General features: G+C 43.2%; 13 protein-coding genes. 11 read left to right on the forward strand and 2 right to left on the reverse strand.

Annotated elements, in window-relative coordinates:
- From K9J17_16960 to K9J17_16980, 5 genes are all read left to right on the forward strand, one after another.
- A partial coding sequence (locus K9J17_16960) for an NADH:flavin oxidoreductase (GenBank protein MCF8278420.1) occupies nucleotides 1-858 on the forward strand: 858 nt, incomplete at its 5' end.
- 104 nt (nucleotides 859-962) lie between these two features.
- Nucleotides 963-1493 carry a sterol desaturase family protein gene (locus K9J17_16965; GenBank protein MCF8278421.1) on the forward strand — a complete coding sequence of 177 codons (531 nt, stop codon included), beginning with the start codon at nucleotides 963-965 and terminating at the stop codon, nucleotides 1491-1493.
- Between the two features lie 43 nt (nucleotides 1494-1536).
- Entirely contained in the window at nucleotides 1537-2403 is an 867-nt protein-coding gene (locus K9J17_16970; protein ID MCF8278422.1) for an acetoacetate decarboxylase family protein, read from the forward strand.
- The gene (locus K9J17_16975; protein MCF8278423.1) at nucleotides 2403-3521 is read left to right on the forward strand and encodes a beta-lactamase family protein; all 1119 of its coding nucleotides are present in this window, start codon (nucleotides 2403-2405) and stop codon (nucleotides 3519-3521) included. Before K9J17_16970 ends, K9J17_16975 begins: the two co-directional genes overlap by 1 nt.
- Nucleotides 3522-3720: 199 nt before the next feature.
- Complete coding sequence (locus K9J17_16980) at nucleotides 3721-6033, forward strand: hypothetical protein (GenBank protein MCF8278424.1); 2313 nt, start codon at nucleotides 3721-3723, stop codon at nucleotides 6031-6033.
- Here K9J17_16980 and K9J17_16985 read toward each other — a convergent pair.
- On the reverse strand, nucleotides 6019-7995 hold the full coding sequence (locus K9J17_16985) for a dehydrogenase E1 component subunit alpha/beta (GenBank protein MCF8278425.1): 1977 nt from the start codon (nucleotides 7993-7995) through the stop codon (nucleotides 6019-6021). The genes K9J17_16980 and K9J17_16985 overlap by 15 nt on opposite strands.
- A 110-nt stretch (nucleotides 7996-8105) precedes the next feature.
- On the opposite strand from K9J17_16985, the gene K9J17_16990 reads away from it, so the two are divergent.
- Nucleotides 8106-8582 (forward strand): calcium-binding EGF-like domain-containing protein, encoded by a 477-nt coding sequence (locus K9J17_16990; GenBank protein ID MCF8278426.1) that lies wholly within the window; start codon nucleotides 8106-8108, stop codon nucleotides 8580-8582.
- A gap of 102 nt (nucleotides 8583-8684) precedes the next feature.
- A complete protein-coding gene (locus tag K9J17_16995) occupies nucleotides 8685-9290 on the forward strand; it encodes a hypothetical protein (GenBank protein MCF8278427.1) in 606 nt (201 codons plus the stop codon).
- A gap of 68 nt (nucleotides 9291-9358) precedes the next feature.
- On the opposite strand, the gene K9J17_17000 is transcribed toward K9J17_16995, so the two are convergent.
- Nucleotides 9359-9724, reverse strand: a complete 366-nt coding sequence (locus K9J17_17000; GenBank protein MCF8278428.1) for a hypothetical protein — start codon at nucleotides 9722-9724, stop codon at nucleotides 9359-9361.
- 117 nt (nucleotides 9725-9841) lie between these two features.
- Between K9J17_17000 and K9J17_17005 the strand changes: the two genes are divergently transcribed.
- From K9J17_17005 to K9J17_17020, 4 genes are all read left to right on the forward strand, one after another.
- Entirely contained in the window at nucleotides 9842-10372 is a 531-nt protein-coding gene (locus K9J17_17005; protein MCF8278429.1) for a hypothetical protein, read from the forward strand.
- Nucleotides 10373-10423: 51 nt separating this feature from the next.
- The gene (locus tag K9J17_17010; protein MCF8278430.1) at nucleotides 10424-10870 is read left to right on the forward strand and encodes a hypothetical protein; all 447 of its coding nucleotides are present in this window, start codon (nucleotides 10424-10426) and stop codon (nucleotides 10868-10870) included.
- Nucleotides 10871-10957: 87 nt separating this feature from the next.
- Complete coding sequence (locus K9J17_17015) at nucleotides 10958-11476, forward strand: hypothetical protein (protein MCF8278431.1); 519 nt, start codon at nucleotides 10958-10960, stop codon at nucleotides 11474-11476.
- Nucleotides 11477-11498: 22 nt separating this feature from the next.
- Nucleotides 11499-12011 carry a hypothetical protein gene (locus tag K9J17_17020; protein ID MCF8278432.1) on the forward strand — a complete coding sequence of 171 codons (513 nt, stop codon included), beginning with the start codon at nucleotides 11499-11501 and terminating at the stop codon, nucleotides 12009-12011.
- Nucleotides 12012-12029 lie beyond the last annotated feature (18 nt).

The following is a 12029-nucleotide window of genomic DNA, read 5'->3' on the forward strand; positions in this document are numbered from 1 at the left end:
GGCATCTTTTCAGATGATCTGATGGATGGCCACAAACGATTGGCGGCAAGTATCAAAGAATACGGCAGATTGGCGGTTATTCAGTTGCATCATGCTGGCATGCGTTCTCCAAAAGAGGTGATCGGTGAAACACCTGTTTGCCCTTCAGATAGCGAGAAGCACGGAGCACGAGCGCTTTCATTAGCCGAAGTTCAGCAACTGCGTGATGATTTCGTTTCAGCAGCAATCCGCGCACAGAAATGTGGTTACGATGGCGTGGAAGTGCACGGAGCGCATGGCTACATCATCACCCAATTTCTGAGCAAGGAGATCAACCACCGAACGGATGAATACGGAGGTTCGTTGGAAAACCGCGCCCGTTTGCTGTTTGAAATTGTAGATGGCATCAGAACTGCTTGCGGAAAGGATTTCCTGCTTGGCGTACGCTTATCTCCCGAACGTTTCGGAATGGAACTTTCTGAAATAAAGGAGCTTTACAAACGATTTATTGAAGAAGGTAAGATTGACTTCCTCGACATCTCATTGTGGGATTGTTTCAAAATGCCTGAAGACCAAAACCATCAAGACAAAACACTCTTGGAGCACTTCAGCACCCTAGATCGGAAAAACGTAAAGTTGACCGTTGCTGGGCAGATCATAACAGGAAAGAATGTTCGGGATATTCTGAATGCGGGTGTCGATTTCGTCACCATTGGCCGCTCGGCCATTCTACACCACAATTTCCCGCAATTGGTAATGGAAAACCCGGATTTCGTACCTATTCCAAATCCAGTTTCGAAGGATCATTTACGCAACGAAGGTTTGGGCGAAACGTTCGTCAAATACATGAGCAACTGGCCAGGATTTGTTGAAGCGTAATTCGTTGGAACGATTCAAACTTTAACAGCTCATTAACATAATTCAGGTTGGAATTCCAAGATTGATCATTGAACTTAGGGCACCTCATTAAACCCCTATTTCAAATGCTTATCATTTCATTTTTCAGCGGTGTGGCTCTGTGGACTTTCCTTGAGTATGTCCTTCATCGTTTCCTTGGTCACGAGCACAAAGGCAAGAATTTTTTCAAGGACGAACATTCGTTTCACCATCAAAAGGTGCATTATTTCGCACCCGCATTCAAGAAAATAGGAGCAGCAGTTTCGGTTGCATTGCTACTCACCGCAACGCTAAGTTTGATCTTCCCTTGGCATCTTGCCGTTGCTTTTGTTCTTGGACTTATTGGCATGTTCGGCCTCTACGAGGCCACTCACAGCCGATTCCACAAACGTGGACCGATTGCCAAACCCTTCATCATTCTCAGAAAGCATCATTTCTATCATCATTTTCATCAACCTAAACTCAACCATGGCGTTACAACCCGTTTCTGGGATCGTGTTTTCGGCACTTTCCATCGTGTGGAAACGGTGACCGTACCACGAAAAATGACCATGGATTGGTTGATGAACGGAGAAGAAATTGCACCTGCGTACGCTGGTCATTTCCAACTTCGATGAGCATCTGCAATTGGGTACTTTCGTGCTCCATTAAATTTTAAGCATGAAAGCCGACTTCAATCTCGTTCCAGAAATGCCTGACAACGCAGGCGAATTCAACTCGGCTTTTTACAGGCGATTTACACTAAGAAAGAACACGCAACCGCTTCAGATTTCGGATGCGATCAGCAAGGATTTTTCTTTTCCTACGTTCTACAAGAATGTGAGTTGTGGCATCGGTATTTTCATGTGCAATTATAAAGAAGCACTGAAAGTTCTGCCACATACAAGCATGAAACCAGTGCGAATGCCAGGCGGAAGAGCTGTGGTCATTTTCTCTTGTTATGAATACAAAACGGTGATGAACATGCAGCCGTACAACGAGATTGCAATGACGATTCCGCTGCTCATCAATCCGAGTTTCAGTGTACCTGTGCTGCCATTGGTTTCCAAGGCGTTTAAGAACTTCGGGTATCATGTGTTTTCGATGCCAGTGACTTCGGAGGAAAACCGAATTCGTGGGAGAAAACTGTGGGGAATTCCAAAGGTGACCGAACGAATTGACATTGAGCAGAAGAACGGATTTTCTTCTACCCGTGCTTTCGATGAAAACGATAAAGAATATTTCAGATTGAAAATTCCGATGAATGGAACGCCTCAATCATTTAACGAAACCGGGCAGTTGTATTCCGTTCGAGGAAATGAACTGGTGAAGGCTGAAACGAATTTCAAGGGCGATTTCAAAGTGACCAAGAACATGGGATTGCTTTTCAGTAAAGGGAAAACAACCAACGATCCATTGCTGAGTTTGGGAGATTCGCCACGTTCAGAAGTATTAAAGAGATTAGAAATTGAGGGAAATGTGTTTCAAACACGCTGGTGCCCTAGCATGGAAGCCTGTTTCGACCTCGGAAAAGTAGTGTCTGTATAATGCGTAACACTATTTTTTCCCGCTTTTACTTTTTCCTCTTCCCTTTACTGATCACTGGTTGCGCCTTACCGATTCGTGGCGTCATTTATTTACGTCCCGATCTGAAAGACCATAAATGGCTGCACGCCCGCGACATCAAAGCGCCCGAAATACCTTTTCGATTTCATGTTTCTGAACCTAATGAATTGGGAAACAAGATCGGATTGAACGATTGGTCACCTTACGTTGTGCCAATTTGGAGAAGCTTGAATGAATTGGTAGTTGCTCATCCGAATCAGGCTTTGGTCATTATCCGCAACGACACCATTCTCTTCGAGCACTATGCTGTCGATTCTAAGGTGCTGCATCCCTCCTATTCCGTGGCCAAATCCTTCACTTCTGCATTGGTGGGTTTTGCCGTTCAAGATGGATTGATAAAATCGATGGATGATCTGGTTTCCGATTATCTGCCTGGTTTGAGCCAAGATCCGCGTTACGGTCGATTGAAGCTGAAACATCTGCTTAATCATACTTCTGGAATTGAGCATCCACTAACCGTTGATGGCTTGCTTTACTATGGAAAATACCTTGGACGCGCCACTCGATTCATCAAATTCAAGAACGAACCAGGCACGAATCAAGCCTACATGAACATGAACGTTTGGTTGCTCGGCCAAGTGCTAGAAAAGGTAACGGGAGCACCGCTAAATGAATATATGCAAGCCAAGATCTGGATTCCATTGGGCATGGAAAGCGATGGACGATGGACTGCGGACAGGAAAGAACGCATCAAACCTTATTGTTGTATTCAGGCAACTGCGTTGGACTATGCCAAATTCGGACGCTTCTATCTTAAGAAAGGAAACTGGCAAGGAGAACAATTGCTGAACAAGGATTGGGTAGAATCAACGCTTTCGAGAGACACAACAGAAGGAGGAACTTTTGGCTACCACAACTGCTGGTACATCGGCTACAAGGATTACAATGATTTTTTAGCCATCGGTCTTTACAAACAGCACATTTATATCAACCCGGATAAGAATATCATCATCATTTCGATGAACGAACGACCTAGGTCAAATGCTCAGAAAGCATTGAACTGGGAAGACATTTTTCGTCAGATCGTGGATCAACTTTGATCGTATCAATACTATTTAAGAAAGCCTTGAACCCTAGATCTTTTGGCTAACGATTGACCAATTGTTCCTTATAATGAACAAATAGGATTTAACGCATATTGCTGAAATTCAGCCAATAAGGTAACATCATTTGAAATGATACGTTGTAAAGCCTGAATGCGCCATTTTTTTGTCGTATTCTCGGTGAAACCTAAGACCAATGTCATTCTTAAAGAAGGTATGGAATAACCAGATCGTTCAGCGAACGCTCTATTTTTTTCCCTTCCGACTTGTAGTTCTTCACCTCAAAAAAAATTACATCCTCCTGTTTTTTTGGGTGGCATTAGGTGCTTTTGCTTCCGGTTATATTGGCCACGGTTATGGCGTTCCTTATCTATTCTGGGATCCTGAATACATGGGACATGTAGATTTCTGGTCGTTTCTGATTCTCGGTTTCTCGCTGGGCGGATTCATTATGGCATTCCACATTTCGAGTTATATCCAAAACTCATACAGGTTTCCATTTCTTGCCACCGTTTCCAAACCATTCTTCAAATATTCCCTCAACAACTCCATCATTCCAGGGATATTTCTGGCAATTTACATCTACAGCATTGTCGATTTTCAATATAAAAACGAGCTTTTCTTACTAGGAAATGACCTGAAAGTCGGCCGTCAATTGGCTTGGGACATTGCAGGTTTACTGAGTGGAATTCTCCTCTTCATGATTCCGGGGCACACCTACTTTCTGGCCTTGAGCAGGAATATTTTCAGAGTTATCGGTATTTCTGAAGAAGACCTCAGACTGAAGCGCAGGAAAAAAGCCATTCAGGTGCTGATGCAAAAGAACCTGCAATGGCGTAATGTAAATGCTCCTCGCGAAAACGACTACGAATGGAAGGTCTCAACCTATATGATAAACTGGTTTAAGATTGGATTAACGCGTGAATCTGACCATTACGAGACTGAAATGGTACAGAAGGTATTTCGGCAGAACCACATGATCGCTGTTGTTTTTGAATTGGCAGTGATCGTCTCTTTCTTGGTTTTGGGTGCCTATCGCGAGACGCCCAAACTCACCATTCCTGCCGGAGCGGTCATCTTCCTAACGAGCACAATGCTTCTGATGGTGACAAGTGCCATTCATTCTGCACTACGCGGATGGTCAACCGTCTTTCTCATTGCATCAATTATCGGCCTCCATTTTCTCGTTCAAAATGACATTCTATTGTACGAGAGTCGTGCTTACGGGATGAATTATGATGACGATCCCGCGATTTACAACCTAGACTCGCTGGAAACGATGCAGCAGAATTTCAGCACTTACGATCAAGATGTTAACCTCCATCACGAAATATTAAAGAAATGGAGACTGAAAAACGTCAATCGTAGATCTGAGAAACCGAAACTGGTGTTGGTCTGCGTTACTGGAGGCGGTGCACGGTCGGCACTTTGGAGTTACAAGGCCATGCAGGTTGCCGATAGCATCACGAATGGTGAACTGATGAAGCACACACAAGTAATGTGCGGAGCTTCTGGAGGTATGTTCGGATTGGCCTACCGAAGAGAACTTTATCTACGGTCTCAAACAGATTCCAGCATCGACCTGAACAGCCAGGAATATGTTGACCGAATGGGAATGGACGTGCTGAATCCGATAGCCACTTCGCTTGCCGTGAACGATTGGTTCATTCGATTCCAGAAATTCAGAGATGGAACATACATTTATTCAAAAGATAGAGGTTACGCCTTAGAGAAACAGTTCAACGAGAATACGCAAGGTTTTGTAGACAAGCGATTGGGAGATTATGCCGCACCAGAACGCGATGCGCTCATTCCATTGATGTTCTTCTCTCCGAGCATTATCAATGATGGTCGTTCGCTATACATCAGTTCACAACCCATCGCTCATCTTACCTTCAATCACCCGAATGTTCTTAAAGGGCAAACGCTACAATCCGCAGTAGAATTCAGGCGATTTTTCAAGAATCAAGATCCTGACAACACGTGGTTCAGTTCGATTTTACGGATGAATGCCACATTCCCATACATATCGCCACAAGTTACCTTGCCTTCTGATCCAGAAATGGAAGTGATGGATGCAGGTTTCCGCGATACTTATGGTGCTTCTTTGGCACTAAAGCATCTTTATGCTATCCGACAATGGGTTGAGAAGAATACGAGCGGTGTTGTTATCGTTCAAATTCGAGATAGCCGAAAAATTGAACCTATTAAAGCCAATCCACCTCGCTCACTGTTCAATCTAATTGCCAATCCGCTAGGACACATTTACGATAATCTGTTCACCATGCAAGATTACACCAATGACGACTTAACGGTTTATGCTCAAAATTGGCTGGGAACTGACCTGGAAGTCATTGACCTTGAACTTACCCGACCCGAAGTAGAAGACATTTCACTAAGTTGGCATCTCACCACCAAAGAGAAATTCATCATTCAACGATCGGCTTACAACGAGAAGAATCAGGCAGCAATGTATCGACTGAAAGAGTTGCTTTCAGAAATCAAGTAGGGTTCTGATCTGTTCGGAGAAACGCTTCTTAGGCAAGAAATCCCATTCCAAAATTCCTGCAAAAGGCACAGGCGTATCCAAACTTGCAGAACGCATGACAGGCGCATCCAGATCTTGGAATACATTCTCTGTAATAACAGCCGAAATTTCTGCTGCCAGACCTCCGATAAGTGTGTCTTCGTGCAGAATGATCACTCTTCCCGTTTTCCTTGCCGTTTCCAGAATGGCTGTTTTATCGTAAGGCAATAGCGTACGCAGATCTAATAGATCAGCCGAGATCTCTGGGTTTTCATTCAGAAATTCTAAAGCCCAATGCACACCTATTCCGTAAGTAATAATAGACACGTCATTTCCTTGGCGCAGTAAATTGGCTTTGCCTATCTCAATGTTGTAATATCCTTCAGGAACTTCTTCTTTGATGCTTCTGTATAGCGCTTTCTGTTCGAAGAACATGACTGGATTCGGGTCTTCGAACGAAGAAATGAGCAAACCTTTAGCATCTGCCGGAAACGCAGGAAAAACGACTTTCAGTCCAGGTGTATGCACAAACCAAGCTTCGTTGCTTTGCGAATGAAATGGACCTGCGCCTACTCCTGCACCAGTCGGCATCCGTACAACCACATCTGCATTCTGCGCCCAACGATAATGCGATTTGGCCAAATTGTTCACAATCTGATTGAAACCGCAGGTCACAAAATCTGCAAACTGCATTTCCACCATCGATTTCATTCCGCAGATGGAAAGTCCTAGACCTGTTCCGATAATAGCCGATTCGCATAGCGGGGTATTTCGTACACGCTCCTTTCCGAACTCTTCCAGAAAACCCTCGGTTATTTTAAAAACACCGCCATAATCGGCAATATCCTGTCCCATTAGGATGAGTTCAGGATACTTTCTCATGGCTTCGCGAAGCCCATCAGAAATGGCATCGATCAATCGCATTTCATTCTTAACCGAACTTGGCGTAACACTTATATGTGAGTGATTTTGATACACATCAGCAACTTCCAATTCGGCATTCGATTCAATTGCACCTTCAGCATAAGCAATATCCAAACCTTCAGCTATTTCAGCCTTTATGTCTAGTCGAATTCGATTCTCATCTTCTTCCGTCAGAATTCCTTCTTGTCGAAGAAACGCTTCATAATTATTGACAGGGTCTTTCTGCGCCCACTGCTCCATCAGTTCATTTGGCACATATTTCGTTCCTGACGCCTCTTCGTGACCGCGCATTCTGAAAGTCATACACTCGAGCAGCACCGGTTTCGGGTCTTTACTTATTTGTTCTTTCAGTCTAACAACGGTATTAAAAACTTCAAGGATGTTGTTTCCATCCACCTGAACGCCTTCAATGCCAAAACCAATTGCTTTATCAATGAACTGTTTACAACGGAATTGCTCGTTACTTGGAGTACTGAGTCCGTAACCATTGTTTTCAATGATGAATATGACAGGAAGATCCCAGACGGCTGCCACATTGATGGATTCATGAAAATCTCCTTCGCTGGCACCACCATCTCCACTAAATACAGCCGTCACCTTTCCTGAACCAGTCAATTTCTGGGCTAGGGCAATTCCATCAGCCACTCCCATCTGAGGACCTAAGTGCGATATCATTCCCACAATATGGTGTTCATTGGTGCCGAAATGAAAACTTCTTTCGCGGCCTTTACTGAATCCGCTGGCCTTGCCTTGAAACTGAGCAAACAGCCGACTTAATGGTATTTCCCTTGAAGTGAAAACTCCCAAATTCCGATGCATAGGAAGAATGTATTCCTCTTTGTCGAGTGCTGCAGCTACGCCTACTGAAATGGCTTCTTGACCAATTCCAGAAAACCATTTACTGATCTTGCCTTGGCGCAAAAGCACCAACATCTTTTCCTCAATCAATCTCGGTTTCAGAAGTTGTCGATACAGATCGAGCAACTGCCCATCAGAAATGTTTTCTCTATTGAATTTCATGGTCTTGTTTGACGGATTCAAATGTAGAAAAAGGGCTGACGAACAGTGTGGCTTAAGGAAATAGAAAGTTCGTTTACATTTGCTCCTCCACAAGATTAAAGCCAGCAAGCATGACTCTTCGAAACATTGCCATCATCTTCTTATTCACTGTAGGTCTTGCTTCTTGCACGCGAGATGCATGCAAAGACGTTACGTGCTTAAATGGAGGAACTTGTCAAGATGGCGACTGCGTTTGCACCGCAGGATACGAAGGTCCGAACTGCAGTACAGAACAACGCTTGGCCTTTGTGGGCAATTATTCCGTTCAGGAAAACTGCAACCTTGGAACATTCAATTACACCATCAGCATCAATGCAGATTCTGAGGCAGGAACGGAACTAACGCTTCATAATCTTGGCGATTTCAATTTTGACATTACTGGAGTAGTGAATGGAACAACGGTCACTTTTACCGATCAGACCGGAAATGGCGCAACAATCAATGGAACTGGCCAATTGACTGGAGGAACGTTAGTAATTAGCTATACGCTTGTTCCTGGAAGCGGTCCAACGCTAAGCTGCACCATGAACTGCACAATAATCGAATAGCTTATTGACAACGCACTTCTGATAAGTCGATTTTAACGGAATTGTTAAATGTTGGTTTTTGCTACATTTGCAGCTGTTCAATCAAAAAACAAAAACAACAAAATGAAAAAAAGAATTCTTCAAATTTTAGGAGTAGCTGCAATTGCAACTATTGGTATGGTATCATGCGATACTGATGCATGTAAAGATGTTGATTGTGGAACCAATGGTACTTGCGTTGACGGAGATTGCGTTTGTGAAGATGGCTTCGGTGGTGTCGACTGCGCTACAGATTACTGCGAAGAACTCGTGTGCGATGCAACTGGCGGTACTAAAGTAGCAAATGAAGGTGGTTGCGACTGTGTTTGTGACCAAGGCTACGAAGGCACAGACTGTGCAACGGAATCCAGAGCGAAGTTCGTAGGGATTTACACAGTTACTGGCGACTGTTCATCCTCTGGCGTCAAAGGTAGTTATGACATTCAAATTGTCAATTCAGGTGTTAATGTCACAACGGTATTGATTTCAAATTTCTGGAATGCCTATACTAATAATGTAGTTGCTACCATTTCAGGCAACACCATTACAATTGGCAACCAGGATCCAGATAGTGATGGTTATAATGTTTCCGGTAGTGGAACCTATTCTAGTGATGTAATTACCATGTCTTACACGGTTTCAGATGGTACAGACACGGATGTTTGTACATCTACTATGACTAAGCAATAAGATAAAGGCCTGTAAAGAAAAAGGGGGGCAATTGCCCCCCTTTTTTTATTATCAATGAACGGTCGATACTATTTACCGCTCATCTTATTTTTCTTGGCTTGAGTAGATTCTTCCTTTTTCACATCCTCGCCAGCCATCTTGTCCTTCTTGGCTTCAGTGGCCTCTTCCTTCTTCGAATCCGTTCCCGACATTTTATCATCTTTAGATCCAGTTTCTGCAGTATCAACGGCAGCAGCTTGTTCAGCCGCATAAGCAGCAGCCTCGGCAGCAGCAGCTTCTGCAGCCAATGCATCTAATTTTGCTTGTTCAACAGCTTTGATAGAATCCATTTTTGCTTGCTCTGCAGCAGCTTTTTCCTCAGCGCTTGGTCCGCCTCCGCAGGAAGCCAGCGCAATCATTCCTCCAACTAGAGAGAATAGTAGTACTTTTTTCATTGTTCGGTTATTGATTTGAATTTTGTTTAGCACAAAAGTAGCTTTTATTTGAACCTCATCAAGAGTCCTAATTACTCACTTTGCAAACTCATTATATTTGAGTCCCAATAAATGATGATGAAAAAAGCTCTTTTCCTGTTTTTAGCTGCAACTGTAATTATAGCTGCTTCTTCGTGCTCTCCAAATAGAGGTTGCACAGAAACCACTGCCGACAACTTTGATGTCAATGCAAAACAAGATGATGGCACTTGCATTCCTGGAAGGGACAAATTGATAGGTAGCTATCGTTATACAAAACTTTGGATCGATGTGATCACCGAAGTGGAAATGGTAGATGCTGGAACCATTCAAATAACGGAGGCAAATACGGCCGATAATGCCTTCAATATGAATTTGAACGGATCGCTGATTTTTCAAGGTTCAGTTTCTGCGTACGACATCGTTATGGAGCAAACTTCATTACAGGATACATTCTTCGGCCAGTATTTTACTAGATCTTATAATGGAACTGGAGAATGGCTTCTAAGTGATACGGTGGATATGACATTCAACATGAATACGCAGATTCCAATGTGGAATGGAGCAAATCCTCCAGCGATTGTTACCGTGCCGCAGATCTACTATTACTACTGCACCAAAACACAATAAGCGTAACCAAGTTCATTCTTGGTCGTAAAGGGCTCAAATCAATCTTACGGTTTGAGACTATTTTGGCTTTTACTTATTGGAATGGCAGCTGTTGGTTGCAAAGAAAATGCTGGCTGTACCGAATTTGGCAGCGAGAACTATGATCCGGATGCCGTGATCAATGATGGTTCCTGTATTTCTGTTAGAGATAAGTTTATCGGTTCGTTTGACGTAAGTTCAGATTGCATTTCGGCCAATTACAATCGAACCATTTCGGCTGCGTTAAACGAATCCACAGTCACAATTAGTAACCTAGCTGATACGTTACCGGAAGTAGAAGCCAAGGTTTTCGGGCAGAATATCACCATAGAATCGCAGTCGGTACATCCTTCTATTACCGTTGAGGGCGCTGGTGTGTTTACAGAAGACAGCACCTTATCAATAAGTTACCGAATACGTGACAATCGTAGCGGAATTCAGGTAATTCACGATTGTTTTGAAGTATGCACAAAAATTTAAGCCAACGAATCTTAGCAATTAGATGAACTTAAATTCACATTTTCTTACTTTCACCTTTTAATACTGCATTGACCCAGCAGCATTCCAATGATAAAAAACCTCTTCTTAGTTCTTATAGCCATTGCAACCGTTCTAACAGCACCAAGCTGCCAGAAGAAACGAGGATGCACAGATAATTACTCTGACAATTTTGACCCAGATGCGAAGCAGGATGATGACACCTGTATTCCTACTAGAGATAAATTTTTGGGCCAATATGAAGCGTACGGAACAATTGAGACAGGTCAGGACACATTGGTTCCTTACGAACAAGTTGCTGTAAACATTGAAGATTCTACCGCTACTACGAATGTTGGCCTTATCATCGGCATCAGCAATTTTGACTCGCAACTTTATGCTTTGAGAGCTACCGTTGTTGGTACATATAACTTCTCCGTTGATCGCCAACAGTTGGGCGATTTTACCTATTGGGGCGATGGAAATATCAATGGAAGAGTGATGGAAATGAAAATGACGCGTCTTGAGAAAATAACGCTGCCAGACGAAACGTTCTACAACGACACGCTTTATTTGAATTTGTACGCCATTCAACAAATTGTGGAATAGACAGTCAACGTTTATGAAGACATTGAACCACATAAAAAATCTTGTTGCACCTGTAATGCTCATCGGCATTCTTGCCGTTGCATTGGCATTTTCTGGCTGTAGAGAAGAAACTGGTTGCACAACCCGAACATCAGATAATTACAATCCAGATGCTGTTAGAGATGATGGTTCTTGCATCAATGCAAGAGACAAGTTTCTTGGCGTATACAATATCTTACACATCTGTTGGCCGGATACACTCTTGCCAACTCCACGATTCATGACGATTGCTGAAGACCAATTACGCGAACAAGAGGACGATATTAAAATGTTGAATTTCGGTGATGATAGCATCTTGGTTAGAGCGCTTATCGATCAACACGACCTCATCATTCCTATGCAAAGCCTAAGCGTTAGAGGAATTCCGATGACTTTTCGTGGCGAGGGACATATTGACGATGACGGTTACCTGACTATCCTCTACTCTACCTGGTTAATGAACGGGCAACAGATAAAGGAAGATTGTGTCATTTTCGCACAACGCTACGACAACTAAACTTCATTGAATTCAGAT

This window comes from Flavobacteriales bacterium, assembly GCA_021739695.1.
Lineage (GTDB): Bacteria > Bacteroidota > Bacteroidia > UBA10329 > UBA10329 > UBA10329.